We start from the raw sequence: 17462 nt of genomic DNA on the forward strand, positions 1-17462 counted from the left end.
ATGTCCTGGAGCCACGTCATCGAGACCCACGACCTGCTCGACACCCCGGCCGCGAACGGGGCGTCCGTGGCCGAGTACCTGCGCCGCCACGGCGCGGCCGACGGCGAGGTCCTCGTGGAGACCGTCGCGGGCGAGGGTGGGTCCACCGACTTCGTCCGGGTGACGATCGCCGGTACCGACGGCGCCGCCTCCGGCGGCTCCGCGCCCACCCTGGGCATCCTCGGCCGCCTCGGCGGCCTGGGCGCGCGCCCGGAGCAGATCGGCTTCGTCAGCGACGGCGACGGCGCCCTCACCGCCGTCTCCGCGGCGGCCAAGCTCCTGGACATGCGCCGCCGGGGCGACACCCTGCCCGGCGACGTCGTGCTGGCCACCCACATCGACCCCGACGCCCCGACCCAGCCCCACGACCCCGTTCCGTTCATGGGCTCGGTCGTGGACCAGGACGTCAGCAACCGGCACGAGGTCCTGCCCGCCATGGACGCGATCCTGTCCGTGGACACCACCAAGGGCAACCGGATCTGCAACCACCACGGCATCGCCATCACCCCGGCCGTCGTCGACGGGTGGATCGTCCGGGTTCCGGAGAGCCTGCTCGACATCGTCTCCCGCACCACCGGCCGTGCCCCGGTCGTCATGCCGCTGACCATGCAGGACATCACCCCGTACGGCAACGGCGTCTACCACGTCAACTCGATCCTGCAGCCGTCCACGGCCACCAGCGCCCCGGTCGTGGGCGTGGCCATCGTGACCGAGGAGGCCGTGGCCGGGTCGGCCACCGGCGCCACGGACCTGCGCAGCGTGGAGAGCGCGGTCCGGTTCGTCATCGAGACCGCGAAGGACTACGGCCGCGGCATCGCCCGCTTCGTCGACGCCGACGAGGTGCGGCGGCTCCAGGAGCTGTACGGGAGCATGTCCCACCTGCGCGGCGCGGGCGAGCCCGCCTCCTCCTGAGGCTGTGAGGAGCGCGGTCCCGCCCGGGCCACGGGCGGGACGGCGTCCCCTGTTATTCCGACACGCGCCTCCCGGGCGGACGGCCAACGCCGCACGGCACGGATGCGCCAGGGCGCGGCGGTCACCCTGTCTGGTCCGGGCGGAGGAGAGGCGTCCCCGCCGTCGGTCGTGCATACCGTTGAGCCGAAGGGCCTTCCGGCCTCGTGGCTCCTGGGAGCTGCGGAGGAGGGCGGCTCGAACAACGCCCACCTCCGGGTGCGTTCGGAAGGAGTCCTGTGGACCACGTGATCGACGGCCCCCTCGCCGAGGACGCACCCGCGATCGCGCGGGTACTGCTGACCGCCTGGATCCAGACCTATCCCAACAGGCAAGCCGGGATCGACGAAGCCTGGATCCGCGAACACCGCGGTTCTGTCACCACGCCCGAGGCGATCGCCCCATGGCGGGAGTTCATCGTCCGCGCCGCGCGCCAGCCCGACCAGTTCTTCTGCCGTGTCGTGCGGTGCCGAGGCGAGATCGTCGGGGTCCTGTGCGGACGCCGCGAGGAGGAAACCGTCGACCTCGGACCGATGTACCTCCTGCGAGAGGCCCAGGGCGGCGGCATCGGCGGTCTGCTGATGAACGCGTTCCTCGACTGGGCCGGAGAGGCTCCCATGCGCCTGTGGGTGACGGCCTGCAACGAGCGTGCCATCCGCTTCTACCAGCGCTACGGATTAACAGCCACCGGCGAACAGCAGCTCTGGCGGGGCAGGCTTCCGAACCTGCGCATGGTCCGTGCACCCCTGACCGACCACGTCACTCGGCCCCGCCGCGGGTGAGAGACGGGACGGCGACCCGGCCGCCTCCTCCCCGCGTTCGGACGCCTAGCGCGACCGGCCCGCCCCGGGCGCGGCGTGGGATGATGGCGTCCATGGCCGACAGGGACGCACAGGAACAGCGGTTGCGCGACATCGCCGCCATCCGCCGTGTCCGCGACCGGATCGACCGCGAGTACGCCCAGCCCCTCAACGTCGAGGCGCTGGCCCGCGGGGCGCACATGTCGGCCGGGCACCTGAGCAGGGAGTTCCGCCGCGTCTACGGTGAGTCGCCGTACTCGTACCTGATGACCCGGCGGATCGAACGGGCGATGACGCTGCTGCGGCGCGGGGACCTCAGCGTCACCGAGGTCTGCTTCGCGGTGGGCTCGTCCTCGCTGGGCACGTTCAGCACGAGGTTCACCGAGCTGGTCGGCGTGCCGCCGAGCGTCTACCGCCGCGACCACTCGCGGGCGGCGGCGGGCATCCCGCCCTGCCTGGCCAAACAGGTGACCAGACCGGTCAGGAATCAAGAAGCGCGCACCCCGTAGCCGGTCCTAGCGTTGGGGGCATGGACATCACCATTCACCACGCCTTCCTGCCGCACACCGACGCCGAGGCCGCCCTGGCCTTCTACCGCGACCTCCTCGGGTTCGAGGTCCGCAACGACGTCGGCTACGAGGACATGCGCTGGATCACCGTAGGGCCGGTCGGGCATCCCGCGACCTCCATCGTGCTGCACCCGCCCGCCGTCGACCCCGGCGTCACCGAGGACGAGCGCCGCACCGTCCTGGAGCTGATGGCCAAGGGCACCTACACCGCGATCACCCTGGCCACCGACGACCTCGACGGCCTCTTCCAGCGCCTGGAGGCGGCCGGGGCGGACGTGGTCCAGGAACCCATCGACCAGGACTACGGGGTCCGCGACTGCGCCTTCCGCGACCCGTCCGGCAACCTCGTGCGCGTCAACCAGACCGTCTGAACGGGGTTCCGCGAGGAGCCGCCGTAGGATCCTCCGGCCCGGTCCTCGGCCCGCCCCCCGGTCGAGGCCGGTCCCGGCCGGGGTCAGTCCGACCGTGTGCGGGCCCGCCTCACCTCGCGGTCGACGGCCCAGGCGTCGGCGACCGGGCCCAGGTGGCCCAGTTTGTCGGGGTTGGCCACCCCGCGGACGGTCTGGACCCTTCCGTCGAGCACATCCAGGACCAGCGCCTGGATGACCCCGCCGTCCCGGTCGCGTAGGAGCGCGCCGGGCTGGCCGTTGACCTCCTGCGGCTCCAACACCACGCCGACCCGGAGTAGTTCGGGGAAGACCCTGCCCAGCAGCCGGGCCACCCTCGCCGCACCCGTGACGGCCCTGGCCAGCTGCGGGGCCCTGCCGCCGCCGTCCCCGACCAACCGCACGTCGGCGGCCAGCAGGTCCCGCAGAGCGTCCACGTCGCCGTTCTCCAGCGCGTCGAAGAACCGCGTCGCCAGCTCCCGCTGCTCGCGACGGTCCGCCGCGAACCGCGGCCGCCCGGTCGCCATGTGCCGTCGCGCCCGCACCAGCAGCTGTCGGCAAGCCGACTCCGAGCGTCCCACCGCCGCGGCGACCTCGTCGAACCCGAAGGCGAAGACCTCCCGCAGCAGGAACACCGCCCGCTCCAGCGGGCTGAGCCGCTCCAACAGCAGCAGCGCCGCCATCGACACCGAGTCGGCCAGTTCCACCGACCGCGCCGGGTCCTGGTACGGGTCGCTCAGCAGCGGCTCGGGGAACCACGGTCCGACGTACTCCTCCCGCCGCACCCGCGCCGAACGCAGCACGTCGATCGAGATCCGTGTCACCGCGGCCGACAGGAAGGCCTTGGTCGACGTGGGCCGGGTCGTCGAGCGGTCGAAGCGCAGCCACGTCTCCTGCACCGCGTCCTCGGCCTCGCTCACGCTGCCCAGGATCCGGTAGGAGATCGAGAACAGCAGCGGCCGCAGCTCCTCGAAGTCCTCCACCTTGCCCACGCCGACCCGCCCCTCTCCCCGAACCCTTCCGCCCGGCCGTGCTCCCCGGCGCGGGCGGCTCGCGCCGTCCGGCCCCCGCGGGCGGGCCGGACCGGCGCCCCGGGGCCCGTGGCCGGGACTCCAGGTCCGCAGCCGCGCCCCGTGCCAGAACCTAGTGGAACTGCCCGGGCTCGTAGTCTCCGGCCGGCTGCCGGGTGATGATGTTGAGCCGGTTCACGGCGTTCATGAAAGAGACCAGCATGACCAGGGAGGTGAGCTGCTCCTCGTCGTGGTGCTTGGCGGCGCGCTCCCACACCTCGTCGCTGACCCCGTCGGCCGCGTCCGCGACCCGGGTGCCCTCCTCCGCCAGCTCCAACGCGGCGCGCTCGGCGTCGGTGAAGACCGTGGCCTCCCGCCACGCCGCGACCAGGTTCAGCCGCACGGCGGTCTCACCGGCAGCGGCGGCGTCCTTGGTGTGCATGTCGAGGCAGACGGCGCAGCCGTTGATCTGGCTCACGCGGAGCGCCACCAGTTCCTGTGTCGCGGCCGGCAGCGCCGAGTCCTTGACCGCCCTGCCCACGGACATGAAGGGCTTGATGACCTTGCCGGCGGTCGGGCTGGTGAAGTAGTTCAGACGCGCGTCCATGGGGTGCTCCCTCGTGGTCGTCGGTGGTTACACCCCCTGAGACGAGGTGGCCCGACGCCCTGTGACACGGGTGGGCGTGACCTGGGTCTCTCCTCTCCTGCCCGGGGGCTGGCCGACGCGCCCCCGGGCAGGACGTGCGATGGGTTCCACGCCCCCCCGGCACGGGAACGTACGGTCAGCCGCCGTTGGACTGGCGGACCCCCTCGGCGAGCGCGTCGAAGGAGTAGACGAACCCGCCGTCGGAACCGCTGACGGTCATGTAGGCGTCGGTCGTCCCCGGCGCGATGGCGACGTTGGTCGCCGAGTCCAGCCCCTCGGCGGCGTCGGCCGGGACGCCGACCGTCGTCAGGTGCTCACCGAGCGGGCTGTACACGAAGATGCTCGGCTGGCCGTGGACCGCCTGGTAGAGGTTCCCGTCGGCGTCCACCGCGATGGAGTCGATCCGGCTCGTGCCGCCGTCGAAGTACAGGGCGGGGTGGGAGGTCTCCACCTCGGTCCCGTCCTCGTTGAGCGCGAGGTGGTCGACGCGGTTCGCGCCGTACTGGCCGACCCACAGACCCGCGTAGTCCGGGGTGAACGAGATGCCGTTGGGCGCGGGCAGCTCCTCGGCCAGGACGGTCGCCTCCGCGGTGTCGCGGTCGATCCGCACGACCCTGCCCCGGGCCTCCCACGCCGGGCCGTCGAATCCGGACGAGTCGCTGACGTACATGTTCCCGGCCTCGTCGAAGGCCAGGTCGTCCGGCTGCATCGGAGCGCCGTCGACCTCCCCGGAGAAGAACGTGGTCTGGTCCTCGCCCTCGGGGGTGATGCTGTCGATCTTCCCACCGGCGAAGTCGGTCAGGTAGAGCCGGTCGTCGTGCGGGCTGAACTGCGCGGAGGTGTAGGCGCTGGTCTCGTCGGTGAACACCGGGGTCACCTCCCGGGATTCGGTGTCCACCCCGAGCACCTTGGGCTTTCCGGCGGGGGCGGTGACGTCCACGACGAGCAGACGCCCGTCGGCGTCGAAGGTCGGGCCTTCGAGCAGGGTCATCCCCGTCTCCTCGTGGACGGAGGTCACCTGGACCAGGAGTTCGGCGGTGCGCTCGGTCCCGCCGTCCTCTCCGTCCTCACTCGTGGCGGCGGGGGCGGCGCATCCGGCCGCCGCGCCGGTCAGGGCCAGCGCGGCGAGTGCGCGGGCGGCCACCGTTCGTCGCGGCCTGGGGCAGTGCGGTTCCATACGGTTCCCTCGGGGTCTCGGGGTCTCGGGGTCTCGGGGTCTCGGGGTCTCGGTCGTGGGACGTCCGCGAAGGCTCCCGGCCCGGGCGGCCGGGGCCGAGCGAAGTCAGGGCCGGGCCGGGGTCAGCTAGTGGGCTGGCCGAAAGTGTTGCCGGTGTGGCGCCGGGGACCTTCCTCCCCGGTGATCTTGCTCCTGGTGCCACTGTGGACCGTCGACAGTGCCTCTGGAAGCAAGATCATCCTCGATACGCACTCCCCGGCGAACCTTTCCGGTCACCGCACCTAGGGCTGTGTCTCCAGGACCTCGTGCATGCGGCTCTCGCGCCAGTCGGCCAGCAGCCGGTGGAAGGCCACGGGCCCGGGGCTGTAGGAGGACCCGCCGTGTACGCCCGCGCCCTCGCGGTTGTAGTAGCCGGGCGTGCACTCGGCCTGGAACGCGGAGTTGTCGTGCGCGCTCTCCCGGACGGTCCGGCCCCACGCGTCGGCCGCCTCCTGGGAGGGCTCGACCACCGGGGCCCCGGTCTTGCGCGCTTCGGCGACGACGGCGGCGATGTGCTCGGCCTGCTCCAGCAGGATGTGCGCGAAGTTCACCGAGTTGGCGTTCTGGAGCGGGCCCAGGTGGAACAGGTTCGGGAACCCGTTGCTGTAGAAGCCGTGCAGCGTGCTGGGTCCGCGGCTCCAGGACTCCAGCAGGCCGCGTCCGCCGCGCCCGCGCACCGGCAGCGTGCCCGACATCACTCCGGAGACGCCGACGTCGAACCCGGTGGCGAAGACGACGCAGTCCACGGGGTACTCGGTGTCCCCGACGACGATCGCGTCCTCGGTCATGCGGGTGATGCCGCCGTGGTCGGCGGTGTCCACCAGGGTCACGTTGGGCCGGTTGAAGGTCTGGAGGTAGTGGTCGCTGAAGCAGGGCCGCTTGCACATGTAGCGGTACCAGGGCTTGAGCACCTCGGCCGTGGCCGGGTCGTCCACGACCTCGTCCACACGCGCCCGGATCTGGTTCATCTTCCGCGCGTCGACGAGTTCGTCGATCCGCTCGCGCTCCTCGGCGGAGACGCTGGTGTCCAGAGCGCCGGAGATCATCTTGCGCTGGAGCCGGGCGGTGGAGGTCCAGCCGTCCCGGGTCAGGTCGGTCTCGACCTGCTCGCCGGAGACGATCGCCAGGAAGTTCTCCATGCGCTCGCGCTGCCAGCCCGGCTTGAGGGAGGCCGCCCACTCCGGGTCGGTGGGGCGGTTGTCGCGCACGTCCACCGAGGAGGGGGTGCGCTGGAACACGTACAGGTGCCGGGCGTCGCGTCCCAGGTGCGGGATGACCTGCACGCCGGTCGCCCCGGTGCCCACGACCGCGACCCTCTTGTCGGCGAGGCCGTCGAGGCCGCCGGTCTGGTCGCCGCCGGTGTAGCCGTAGTCCCACCGGCTGGTGTGGAAGGTGTGGCCCTTGAAGGCGTCGATCCCCGGGATGCCCGGCAGCTTGGGCTGGGTCAGCGTGCCCGAGGAGGTGATGACGAACCGCGCGCGCATCCGGTCGCCGCGGTCGGTCTCCACCACCCACTCGTCCGCGTCCTCGTCCCAGGTCAGCGCGGTGGCGCGGGTGTGGAAGAGCGCGTCGCGGTACAGGCCGAAGGTCTCGGCGATGGCCACGGCGTGGCGGCGGATCTCCTCGCCGGGGGCGTAGCGCCACTTCGGGACGTAGCCGACCTCCTCCAGCAGGGGCATGTAGGAGTAGGACTCGATGTCGCAGTGGATGCCCGGGTAGCGGTTCCAGTACCAGGTCCCGCCGAAGTCGCCCGCCTCGTCCATCATCCGGATCGACTCCACGCCCGCCTGGCGCAGCCGCGCGCCGGTGGTCAGGCCGCCGAAGCCGCCGCCGATCACGAGCACCTCCACGGTGTCGGTCAGCGGCTCGCGTTCGGTCCACGGGGTGTAGGGGTCCTTGGCGTAGTAGCCGAACTCGCCCGCGGCCGAGCGGTACTGGCCGGTGCCGTCGGGGCGGATGCGGCGGTCGCGCTCGCGGGCGTATCTGGCCCGCAGCGCGTCGAGGTCGATCTCCTCGGTGCGGTCGTCGGTGTCGGCGGTCGTGTCGGAGGCTGTGCCCATGTGCCGTCCTCACTTCGTTGCCGTCGCATCGCGACGCGGACGCGGCGCCGGGCTCGCGCGGGGGATGGCCGTGGTGCTCACGGGAGCGTGGAACGGGATCCGGGCGGCTGCCATCCCGATGCGGCGGCGGTGTTGTTGAACCGTGCACCAAAAAGGTTAGCATCAGGCTAAGCATTTGGGTCCGGGGGCGCCCGTTGCGGCGCCCTATCATGGCGTCATGCGGCAACAGGTGTCCGAACAGGGCGAACACGAACGCGAACGCATCGTGCGCGAGATCCAGACCCTGAACGGGGCCATGGAGGAGACCGTGATGGCCGCCCTCCTCCAGAACCTGCTGTCGATGGACCTCACCATCCAGCAGCTCAGGGTGCTCATGGTCCTGGTCACCACGAAGGAGGGCGCGACGGGCAGGGGTCTGTCGGACTCGTTCGGCGTCTCCATGGCGTCGATGTCCGGCGTGCTCGACCGGCTCGTGGCCCACGGCGTCGCCGTGCGCTCGGCCGACCCCGAGGACCAGCGCGTCCGCCGCGTCCGCGCCACGCCCCTGGGGGCCTCGGTCGTGCGGCGCCTGATGGTGGCGCGGCCGTTTCGCGACGACATCCTCATGGGCCTGCCGATGGAGGACCTGCGCGCCCTCGAACAGGGGTTTCGCGCGGTGAGCAGGCAGATCTCCCGGCTGGGCGCACAGGACTGACTCCGTCCGCCGAACGAACCGGCCGCCGGGCGGCCGTGACCAGCCATCCGCGCGCGGGAATCCGGACGGCGTCACCGTCATCGAAGCGGCGGCAGAGCCCTGACAGGCCGCCGGCCGGTTCGACACCGCGGCGTCAGTGGGCCCTGCCCATGAAGGTGACGCTGCGGGAGCCGACGTCGCCCGTGTCGCTCTCCAACGTGAGGGTGTAGGCCCACCACCGGCCCGACGCCGGTGACGGGCAGGAGTCCGCGACACTCGTGACCAGGCCCGCCGGTAGCCAGACCCTCTCACCGCCCCGTTCGGCCAGGGCGGAGGGGCCGGACTGGCGGGGTGGTACGCCGTCACGGCAGGTCGAGGAGAAGCTCAGGTCCAGCGGTGCGCCTGTCCCGTTGATGACCTGCACCCCCCACGTGACCCTCTCCTCCCCGTTGACGTTCTCGTGGGAGATGCTCAGGAGTTGAAGCCTGATTCCGCCGCCGTACTCGAAAGGGCGGTGCGCCGGTACGAGCAGGTACCCGGCGCCCAGAACGAGGGAGGTGAGGACGGCCACGAGCGTGAGCGCGGCCCACGGCGCGGGTCTTCGCAAGGCGCCCTCCGGGGATCGGCGGCGCAGAGGCACCGGGGGAAGATGCGGACACCTTATCGTCGCCTGACTCCTGGGTTCATCGGGAGGTTCGGCGTCGGGTGGCGGTCCGTGCGGAGCGGGAGGATCCTGGGCGTCGGCCGTATCGAGGGCGAGAGCATCCCGGAGGACCGCGAGCGGCTTCTCCGCCATGAGGAGGACCATGAGTCGGGGTGTCCGTGCCGGCTGAGACGTCCGAACTGATGGGGCGCAGCGTGGCCGGCCGGCGGTCCATGATGGAGCCATGTCTGATGGGCCGACCGGTGTTCCGCCGACAAGCACTCACGTCAACGTGGTGACCGATGGGGTCATGAGGGGCTTCGTATGGGGGGACGACGCCCGTATCGGGGTTCGCGATCTCGGGGGCGAGATCGTCATCGAGGCGAATGCCGCAGGGCTGCGCACCCTGGCCCGTCATCTGCTGACACTCGCTGAGGACGGAACCCGAGACGGAACCCATCTGCACCTGGAGGAGCACAACGGCCTCGAAGAGGGCTCCGTACGTCTGGTTCTGGAGCGCTGCGACGAGGAGTAGGCGTGTGCTTCGTGCGCGCCGGAAGAAGGCGGTTGTCCCGTGCCGGGGGCGACTTTCTCCGCTTCCTTCTCCGAACGCTCTCGCTGGGGATGGGGTCGGCTTCGGAGAAGGCGGCGGTGTCCGGGGACGTGCGGTGTGCAGGCGGTGCGGGAGCCGCGGCATCGGGAACGTGGAGGAAGGCGGGCGTCCTCGCTGTCCGCGAGGGCCGGTCCCGCACGGGCGCACCGGGAGCGTGACGCCCCGGGCGCCGACCCGTCGGTGCGGGCCCGCGCCCGGGGCCGTCGGGCCCGGAGCCGGTGCGCCCGTCCAGGCGCGGTCGGCTCAGAAGCGGTCGACCAGGAGCTGCCCGTCGGCGGCGCGCTGGCCGGTCCGGCCGCTGCCGTAGTTGGCCTCCACCCGCGAGCGCTCGGAGGCGTTGGGGTGGACGCTGGTGCAGTCCACGCCGCCGGTGGAGCCCGACATCAGCGACGAGCACGGTCCGGGCTTGGCGTCGGGCAGCCCCAGGCTGTGGCCGAGCTCGTGCGCGGCGATGCGCACCGCGTCGTAGCCCTGGGCGGTGCCCTGGCGGCCCATCCAGACGGTGACCTGCCCGCCCGGGCGCACCGGGCCCAGGTGGGCGCGGGGCCAGCCGTCGTCGGCGATGACGCGGATCTCGGCGCGCCGTCCGGTGGAGGCCGGTTCCAGGCGGACGTTGCTGACGCTGGAGTTCCACACGCGCACGGCCGAGGCGACGGCGGAGGTGTACTCCGCGGCCTGGCTGGCGTCGTAGTACAGGACGGTCTGGCGCAGCGGCTGGGTCTGCTCCGCGGGCGCGGCGGTGGCCGGCGCGGTGCCCACCAGCGTCAGCGCCAGAGCGCTCAGGGCGATCAGGACGGGCATGAGGACGCGTCTCAGCATGGGGGTCTCCCGGGGGTGAGGGGGCTGATGCTGTTTGGTGACCCGGTGGGGTCGGCCTGATGCTATGTGTAGCGGAGTGCTGCCACAAGGTGTGCAGTACGCCTAATCGGAGGCACTGCGTACCGGTTTGGGCGTCCTGGGACGAGAGGGTGCCGTTCTGTCGGAAACGTCGGATGCAACGGAAGAACCCGTACGCCACGACCGGCGCGAGGTACCCCCTGACGCATCGTCCCGCCCGGGGCGGGACGATGTTCCCACCGATGCAAGGTAGGTTGCGGATATGGGTGAGAGGGCGAACCATCATGCCGACGAGGGCGACGCCGAGGTGCTGCGTGCCGTGGGCGCGCGACTGCGACGTCTGCGCAACCGGGCGGGGCTGACCCTCGCCGAGCTGTCGGAGCGTACGGGGATCACCCCGAGCACGCTGTCGCGCCTGGAGACCGGGCGCGTGCAGCCGACCCTGGGACAGCTGCTCCCGCTCTCGCGCGCCTACCGGGTGCCGATCGGCGAGCTGGTGGACGCGCCCAGGGTGGGCGATCCGCGGGTGCACCTGCACCCGGTGCGCCGCTTCGGCCTGACGTTCATCCCGCTCACCCAGCGTGCGGGCGGGGTCCAGGCGTACAAGGTCCTCTACCCGCCAGCACGGACGCTGCCGCCGCCCGAGCTGCGCACGCACGACGGACACGAGTGGTTCTACGTGCTCTCGGGAACCATCCGGCTGATCCTCGGCGCAGAGCAGGACCTGCTGCTGGGCGCGGGGGAGGCGGCCGAGTTCGACACCCGGACCCCGCACTGGATCGGCAACCCCTCCGAGCACGGACCGGCGGAGGCCATCGCGATCTTCGGGACCCAGGGCGAACGCGTGCACCTGCACGGGAGCTGAGGGGCCGGTCGCACGGAGCGGTCGGTGGCCCCGCCCGTGGCGGCCCCGCCCGTGGCGGCCCCGCCCGCGGTCCGCCGGAAGCGGGGGCGTCGGGGGGAGAGGCCGGGGGCCACCGGCTCGCGCCGCGCACACGCGCTTTTGCACTTCTGCACGAGAGCTGGTCCCGGGGCGTCTGCAGCGCGAACACTGGCATCCATGGAAACAGACAAGGACGCCTCACCCAGCCGGGAGTTCTGGGAACGCCACTACCGGGGCGACGACCCCTCGACGCCACCGCCCGGACCGAACGCGGCCTTCGCCGAACTCGCCGGGGAACTGGCTCTGGTGCCGCTGCGGGAACCGGAACGCGGAACGGGCGCACACCGCGCCCTCGAACTCGCCTGCGGCCGGGGCGGAGACGCCCTGTGGCTGGCGGCCCGGGGATGGAACGTCACGGCCGTCGACGTCTCGGAACACGTCCTCGCCGTGCTGGGCGAGCGGGCCCGCCGGGCCGGAGTCGAGGACCGCCTCACCACACGGCGCCACGACCTGGCGCTGTCCGTCCCCGACACCGGGTCGTGGGACCTCGTCTACGCGAACTACTTCCAGACCCCGGTGGACATCGACCGTGACGCCGTTCTGCGCCGGGTGTCGCGGTCGGTGGGCGAGGGCGGGCTGCTGGTCGTGCTCGACCACGCGTCCAGCGCGCCCTGGTCCTGGGAGCAGCGCGACGACTTCCCCGCCCCCGAGGACCTGTGGCGGTCGCTGGACCTGGGAGCCGAGTGGACCGGCCTCGTGTGCGAGCGGCGTTCGCGGACGGCCCACGGCCCCGACGGCCGGAGCGCGCGGGTGAGCGACAACGTGGTGGTGGCCCGGCGCCGTACGGGGGCGACGCCGAAGGGGCCCGCGAGGACGCCCGCCGCACAGCCGCGCCGACGAGACCAGCCCCCGCCCAGGACCGGGACCGGGGAGAAGGAGGTCCTCACCGGGTTCCTGGCCTATCTGCGCGAGAGCGTCCTCGCCAAGCTGGACGGCGCGCCGGAGCAGCACGTGCGCGCCCCGGGCGTCGCCTCAGGCACGAACCTGCTCGGCCTGGTCAAGCACCTGGCCCACGTCGAGCGCTCCCTCTTCCTCGGGGAGGAGGTCAGCGACTGGCAGGCCACGTTCCACGCCGACGCGGGCGAGACCACGGCGGGCGTTCTGGAGGGGTACCGCGCCGCCGTGGCCGCCGCCGACCGGGCCATCGCCGACTGCGACGACCTCGGCCGGCCCGCGCACGCGGGGCACCGCGGCAAGACGGCCCCGTCGATGCGGTGGGCGCTCGTGCACATGATCGAGGAGACCGGCCGCCACGCCGGACACCTGGACATCCTCCGCGAGCTGGTCGACGGCCGCACCGGCCGCTGACCGCCACCGCGGTGTGCCGGAGCGGGAGGGGTGTGCCCGAGGCCCTACTTCAGGCCGAACCGCTCCGCGACCTCCGGGGGCAGCGGGGGACGGTTGGAGCCCCGGACCTGGTCGGCGAGGGGCTCCAGCGCGGCGAGGTCCGCGCCGGTGAGCTCCACCCCGGCCGCACCCGAGTTCTCCTCCAGCCGGGACAGACGGCGCATGCTCGGGATCGGGACGACAGGCGTGCCGAACCTCTCCCGCTGCCTCGTGAGCCAGGCCAGAGCGACCTGCGCGCGCGTGGCACCGTGGGCCTTGGCGACCTCCTGGAGCGGACGCAGCAGGGAGGTGTTGTGGTCGCGGTTCTCCTCGTTGAACCGGGGGACGGAGCGTCGCACGTCAGTCTCGTCAAGCCCCTCCGAAGAGGTGTGGACACCGGTGAGGAAGCCCCTGCCGAGCGGTGAGTAGGCGACCAGCGAGGCACCGACCTCGGCGCAGGCGGGCAGGACGGACTCCTCGACGCCGCGGTCGAACAGCGACCACTCCATCTGCACGGCGGCGACGGGGTGCACCCGGGCGGCGGCACGGATCTGTTCCGGGGACACGTTGGACAGGCCGAGCGCACGGACCTTGCCGGCGGCGACCAGTTCGGCCATGGCGCCGACGGTCTCGGCGATCTCCACCTTCGGGTCGGGGATGTGGAGGTAGTACAGGTCGATGTGGTCGACGCCGAGGCGTTGCAGGCTCGCGTCACAGGCCAGGGGGACGTAGGCGGCCTCGCCGCGGACGTCCATGGTCATGTTGCCGTCGTCGTCCAGGACGCCGCCGAACTTGGTCGCCAGAGTGATCTCGTCACGTCGGCCGGCGGTGAGGAACCGCGCCAGCAGCCGCTCGTTCGCGCCGGCCCCGTAGACGTCGGCGGTGTCCCAGAAGGTCACGCCGAGGTCGGCGGCGCGCGCCAGGGTCCTCAAGGACTCCTCGTCGTCGACCGGACCGTAGTGGTCGCTCATGCTCATGCAGCCGAGACCGAGGGCCGATACCTCGGACCCCGATCCCCCGAGAGGAACAGATCGCATTGCCGTTTCCTTTCACTGACCCTGTCCTGTCCGGTGGAGCCGACAGGCGTCGCTGGCTTCTGGAGGGAGGGTGCCCGGTCGACCAGGTCCTGCGGGTGGCCGCGGGCGGTGCTCCGTGCTGTGGACACGGGTTCCCGGGCGTCACATAATGACGGAGGAGTCAGAAAATAGTGAACACCCTCGTTCACTATTGCACGCCCCTTGCGCGCCGGCCAGGGGTGCGATCGGTCATCGGAGGGTTTGATGGGTTCGTCGGGCACGGCCTCGGTTCCGGTCGACCGGTCGGGGCCCCGCCGCCGCGGCGCGGTCCTGGTCGCCGCGATCCTCGCCGCCGCGTTGGACCAGCTGCGTGAGGTCGGCTACGCGGCCCTGACCATGGACGGGGTGGCCGCCGCGGCGGGCACCGGCAAGGCGGCGCTGTACCGGCGCTGGGGAAACAAGGACGAACTGGTCATGGACGCCCTGACCAGTGCGCTGCCCAAACCGTCCGAGGTGCGGCTGACCGGTGAGGCCCGTGCCGACATGCTCGAACTGATGCGCGGGGTCCGTGAGGCCTTCGTCCTCTCGCAGGACGCCGCCTTCCGGGCCGCGAAGAAGGGCATCGACGGCGGCCTGGGCCCGGTGGTCCAGGAACGCGTGGTCGAACCCACCCGTGCCCGCATCCTGGAGATCATCCGCGCGGGTGTCGAGTCCGGTGAGTTCCGGCCGGGGGCGGCCAACGAGCAGACCGTGAGCGTCGCTCCGGCCATGCTCGTCTATCACTTCGTCACCCACGGCCCCGACGTCCCGGACGCCTACCTGGAGGCGGTCCTCGACGACGCCGTCCTGCCGATGATCCGCGCCGTCTAGCGGGCTGACCGGAACCGTTGCTGGTGTGTCACGAGTGCCCTGAACTGCGATGATCTTGTACTTGTAGCGAGGTTGGACGGTCGAGCCTCGCTATAAGTACAAGATCGCGGTGGAGGGGGCGGTCCTGGCGGGCCCTTCTGGCCACAAGCACCGTCGGGATCCCGACCCGGCAGGGGACGAGGGCGGCGGGCCGTCCGGCGGCTGCTGTCGACGCGACGTGTCGTGACACGGCTGAGCGGTGCGCCAGTGCGTTCAGGCGGAACCGGGCGGTCGCGGCCCGCTGTGACGGACGGGCCGCGACCTCCGGCGGACCGTGCCGATCGCCCCGGACCGGGTCCGCCTGCGCGATCTCACCGGTGCGGGAGACGGTCCCCGGTCTGGCCGTTACTCCTCAGCGAACGTCACCGCGCGGGCATGCGCCTGGATCCACTCGTGGGCCTCCTCGGAGCCCAGGATGTTACATCCGCGCACGAAGGCCAGCACCGAGGCCAGAGTGGGCCTCGCTCCGGCCAGGGTGACTCTGCGCAGCGCGGCGTGGGAGCGTGTCTGGTACATGCTCCTGTACTTTCCGCGGAAGCGTTGCTCGGATCCTGCCGCCATCTCCCTCAGGCTGGGAGAGCCCTGGGTCCTGTGCAGAGCCTGCAACGCCCGCACCAGCTCGGGGAAGGAGTTGACCTTGCAGGGGTCGCTGAGCTCGTGCACTGACAGCTGGGCTCGCCTTCCCATCAGCCGGTAGCCACGTTCGTGCAGTTCGTCGGTGCCGATGTGGGTCCGTCGGCCGGTGTCGTTCCGCAACCGCGTGAGCTCGCTCTCGAACACGATGCGCAGTTCGGGCTTCGGCTTGTTCTGCCTCTCCTTCCTCTGCTCGGTGGTTTGTTTCTTTTCGTCTATGAAGAACAGGGCCTCCAGGAGCGCGCGGCCACGTCTGCGGTCCACCTCGGAGCGCAGTGCTTCGGTGCGCCCGTTGAACAGGTCGTGCACGATGCCCACGGGGTGGTTCTTCTCCGTCTCCCTCAGGAGGTCCGCCAGCAGGACGTCGACCAGCCCTTCGACGCGCAGCGCGAAGAGCAGGGCGTTCAGGCGGTCCTCCTGGGAGTAGCGGTGCAGGGGGAAGTGCTCCTCCAGGAGCTCGTGGATCGTCTTCGGCGGGTGGCGGTTCTCTTCCACGTCGTGGGCTACCGCGCCAGGCGGCGGGACACGGACACCGCCGTGTAACCGGCGGCCGAGGCCAGGGCGACGGCGCCGACCGCTTCGTAACCCAGGACCATGGCGTACATGACCAGGACGATCACGACGACGGTGACGACCACCCTGGACCAGGGCACGGTGTTCGTTCCGTCGCAGGCGTGGGAATGGGACACGGGCTTGCTCCTCTGTTGATGCAGGCTTCTTTTGTCGGATTTCGATGGATGCGTGACCATGCCGAAACGGGGAGAGAACCCGCATGAAGGCACAGATGGCGCTATGGGGAGAGAAATGCCTTTCCTCTCTAGGGGAACTATGGCAGGCCGCTGGCCCCTCAGGTGAGCGTCAGGGCAAAGATGGGCGTATCATTATGTAACGTGCCTTCTCACCTGCTCTTACGCGGTGGAAATTCTTTGGTCACGTACATACGGGGACTCCCCTCCCCGTCGGTGGAACGTTTTGTAACAACCGACACCGGGGGTTCTGCGAGGACCTCTCTCATGAGAGACTGACAAATGGGTGCCAGGCACCTTTTTTGTCCCTTTCGATGAAAAAAGTCCACTTAGGGGACGAAGGGAGCCCTGAGGCGGGCAACCGCGGTCGCGGTCGGGAGAGAGACTCCGCAAGGTGCCCGGCCACGGCGTGTCAGGGCTCCCTGCCCTCCCCGCGGACCCGGGGTCGTGGCTGTTCTGTCGCCGCTGGCCTCCACAGGGCTGGGGCCCGCCCGGAGCACCGGGCGGGCCCCAGCGCCGAGGACCGCGGTACCCGACTGGCGGCACCCGATTCGAGAGGACTACGGGTCAGCCGCCTTTCGGAGGGGCGAGCACACGGCGAAGCGAAAGCGCTGGCCGGCCGTCAACGTCGCCGCGGGGAGCTCGGTTGGTACCGAAGCTGGTAGGAGCGCATCCCCGAACCGCTTTCGCGGTAATCCGTCCCTGGGCCGCGGCACCGCTCCTTCGACAGCGGCCGCCACCGACGTGTCAGGCCACCCGGGGCACGGGTGCTCGGGGCGCAGACCTGCGTGCCGGTTCGCGCCTGCCGGAGTCCCACCGCTCCGGTGCCCGGCCCAGGCGCCACTGGAACGAGCACCGGGGACCTCGGCGCCGCCTGCGCCGGTCGCGCTGCACGCACCGGCCGTTCTCCGCCGTGGAGGCAGGCCTGGGCGGGACTTGTCGGGTGGCCGCCGAACACCCCGGCGACACCACCGCTACAGTTCCTGACATGGACCGGCACACCTCCACGCGGCGACTGCGCACCCTCGCGGTGCCGCTGGTCGCCTTGGTGCTCATGTGCTTCATGTGCGCCCTGTGCCACAGCACGGGCCCGGTCGCCCAGGCCGTCTCCGCGTCCGCCGCTGCCGCCGACTGCCCGGAACAACCCCGAGAAGCCGCCGCGGTTCCGGTCGTGGACCCGGCCGCGGCCCCGCAGGTTCCGCAGGCCGCACACGCGTGCGAGGTGACCGAGGGACACGGACTGCCCACCGCGCCGCCCCTGTTCCTCGTCGCCCTCGGCGTCGCCCTGGCCCTCGCGCTCCTGATGGCCCCGCGGCCGGGACCGGCCCCGCGCCCCGTCAGCCGCCCGCCCCTCGCCCCCCACGGGTACGGGCTGCTGACCCTGCTCTGCGTCCAACGGGTCTAGAACACGGTCACCCGACCTCCTCGCGCGCCCCGCGCGAGGAGGTC

The 17462-nt window shown here is 71.6% G+C and carries 19 protein-coding genes; 10 read left to right on the forward strand and 9 right to left on the reverse strand.

The features are described 5' to 3' along the window. The 4 genes from HGB44_RS14590 (at position 1) to HGB44_RS14605 (ending at position 2727) form a co-directional block, all read left to right on the forward strand. Complete coding sequence (locus HGB44_RS14590) at positions 1-951, forward strand: DUF1177 domain-containing protein (protein ID WP_061078799.1); 951 nt, start codon at positions 1-3, stop codon at positions 949-951. Positions 952-1226: 275 nt separating this feature from the next. Beyond that, positions 1227-1769 carry a GNAT family N-acetyltransferase gene (locus tag HGB44_RS14595; protein WP_061078800.1) on the forward strand — a complete coding sequence of 181 codons (543 nt, stop codon included), beginning with the start codon at positions 1227-1229 and terminating at the stop codon, positions 1767-1769. A gap of 92 nt (positions 1770-1861) precedes the next feature. Next, the gene (locus tag HGB44_RS14600; protein ID WP_061078801.1) at positions 1862-2296 is read left to right on the forward strand and encodes a helix-turn-helix transcriptional regulator; all 435 of its coding nucleotides are present in this window, start codon (positions 1862-1864) and stop codon (positions 2294-2296) included. A gap of 20 nt (positions 2297-2316) precedes the next feature. Beyond that, entirely contained in the window at positions 2317-2727 is a 411-nt protein-coding gene (locus tag HGB44_RS14605; protein ID WP_061078802.1) for a VOC family protein, read from the forward strand. A gap of 83 nt (positions 2728-2810) precedes the next feature. On the opposite strand, the gene HGB44_RS14610 is transcribed toward HGB44_RS14605, so the two are convergent. From HGB44_RS14610 to HGB44_RS14625, 4 genes are all read right to left on the reverse strand, one after another. Beyond that, positions 2811-3734: an RNA polymerase sigma-70 factor gene (locus HGB44_RS14610; RefSeq protein WP_061078803.1), complete on the reverse strand. Its 924-nt coding sequence runs from the start codon at positions 3732-3734 to the stop codon at positions 2811-2813. Positions 3735-3885: 151 nt separating this feature from the next. Next, positions 3886-4359 carry a carboxymuconolactone decarboxylase family protein gene (locus HGB44_RS14615; RefSeq protein WP_061078804.1) on the reverse strand — a complete coding sequence of 158 codons (474 nt, stop codon included), beginning with the start codon at positions 4357-4359 and terminating at the stop codon, positions 3886-3888. A 175-nt stretch (positions 4360-4534) separates the two neighbouring features. Then, positions 4535-5575, reverse strand: a complete 1041-nt coding sequence (locus HGB44_RS14620) for an SMP-30/gluconolactonase/LRE family protein (RefSeq protein WP_061078805.1) — start codon at positions 5573-5575, stop codon at positions 4535-4537. Between the two features lie 281 nt (positions 5576-5856). Next, positions 5857-7674: a flavin-containing monooxygenase gene (locus HGB44_RS14625; RefSeq protein ID WP_061078806.1), complete on the reverse strand. Its 1818-nt coding sequence runs from the start codon at positions 7672-7674 to the stop codon at positions 5857-5859. A gap of 217 nt (positions 7675-7891) precedes the next feature. Between HGB44_RS14625 and HGB44_RS14630 the strand changes: the two genes are divergently transcribed. Continuing rightward, positions 7892-8368 (forward strand): MarR family winged helix-turn-helix transcriptional regulator, encoded by a 477-nt coding sequence (locus tag HGB44_RS14630; protein WP_061078807.1) that lies wholly within the window; start codon positions 7892-7894, stop codon positions 8366-8368. A gap of 133 nt (positions 8369-8501) precedes the next feature. On the opposite strand, the gene HGB44_RS14635 is transcribed toward HGB44_RS14630, so the two are convergent. Further along, positions 8502-8954 carry a hypothetical protein gene (locus tag HGB44_RS14635; protein WP_061078808.1) on the reverse strand — a complete coding sequence of 151 codons (453 nt, stop codon included), beginning with the start codon at positions 8952-8954 and terminating at the stop codon, positions 8502-8504. 346 nt (positions 8955-9300) lie between these two features. On the opposite strand from HGB44_RS14635, the gene HGB44_RS14640 reads away from it, so the two are divergent. Beyond that, complete coding sequence (locus tag HGB44_RS14640) at positions 9301-9525, forward strand: Imm32 family immunity protein (RefSeq protein WP_168444023.1); 225 nt, start codon at positions 9301-9303, stop codon at positions 9523-9525. Positions 9526-9846: 321 nt separating this feature from the next. On the opposite strand, the gene HGB44_RS14645 is transcribed toward HGB44_RS14640, so the two are convergent. Next, positions 9847-10422, reverse strand: coding sequence for a snapalysin family zinc-dependent metalloprotease (locus HGB44_RS14645; RefSeq protein ID WP_061078809.1), 576 nt, complete (start codon positions 10420-10422; stop codon positions 9847-9849). Positions 10423-10702: 280 nt separating this feature from the next. On the opposite strand from HGB44_RS14645, the gene HGB44_RS14650 reads away from it, so the two are divergent. Both HGB44_RS14650 and HGB44_RS32710 read left to right on the forward strand, forming a co-directional pair. Then, the gene (locus tag HGB44_RS14650; RefSeq protein WP_061078810.1) at positions 10703-11305 is read left to right on the forward strand and encodes a helix-turn-helix domain-containing protein; all 603 of its coding nucleotides are present in this window, start codon (positions 10703-10705) and stop codon (positions 11303-11305) included. Between the two features lie 195 nt (positions 11306-11500). Then, a complete protein-coding gene (locus tag HGB44_RS32710; RefSeq protein ID WP_061078811.1) occupies positions 11501-12691 on the forward strand; it encodes a mycothiol transferase in 1191 nt (396 codons plus the stop codon). Positions 12692-12735: 44 nt separating this feature from the next. Here HGB44_RS32710 and HGB44_RS14660 read toward each other — a convergent pair whose 3' ends face one another. Beyond that, positions 12736-13746, reverse strand: coding sequence for an aldo/keto reductase (locus tag HGB44_RS14660; RefSeq protein WP_061078812.1), 1011 nt, complete (start codon positions 13744-13746; stop codon positions 12736-12738). Positions 13747-13989: 243 nt separating this feature from the next. Between HGB44_RS14660 and HGB44_RS14665 the strand changes: the two genes are divergently transcribed. Beyond that, positions 13990-14595, forward strand: coding sequence for a TetR-like C-terminal domain-containing protein (locus tag HGB44_RS14665; protein WP_061078813.1), 606 nt, complete (start codon positions 13990-13992; stop codon positions 14593-14595). Between the two features lie 384 nt (positions 14596-14979). Here the strand turns inward: HGB44_RS14665 and HGB44_RS14670 are convergent, their stop codons facing one another. Together HGB44_RS14670 and HGB44_RS14675 are read right to left on the reverse strand one after the other, a co-directional pair. Then, complete coding sequence (locus HGB44_RS14670; protein WP_061078814.1) at positions 14980-15762, reverse strand: hypothetical protein; 783 nt, start codon at positions 15760-15762, stop codon at positions 14980-14982. Between the two features lie 8 nt (positions 15763-15770). Continuing rightward, positions 15771-15956, reverse strand: a complete 186-nt coding sequence (locus HGB44_RS14675; RefSeq protein ID WP_061078815.1) for a hypothetical protein — start codon at positions 15954-15956, stop codon at positions 15771-15773. A 1045-nt stretch (positions 15957-17001) separates the two neighbouring features. Between HGB44_RS14675 and HGB44_RS14680 the strand changes: the two genes are divergently transcribed. Further along, positions 17002-17418: a hypothetical protein gene (locus tag HGB44_RS14680; protein ID WP_061078816.1), complete on the forward strand. Its 417-nt coding sequence runs from the start codon at positions 17002-17004 to the stop codon at positions 17416-17418. Positions 17419-17462 lie beyond the last annotated feature (44 nt).

Origin of the sequence: Nocardiopsis alborubida, from assembly GCF_012396365.1 — a bacterium.
Lineage (GTDB): Bacteria > Actinomycetota > Actinomycetes > Streptosporangiales > Streptosporangiaceae > Nocardiopsis > Nocardiopsis alborubida.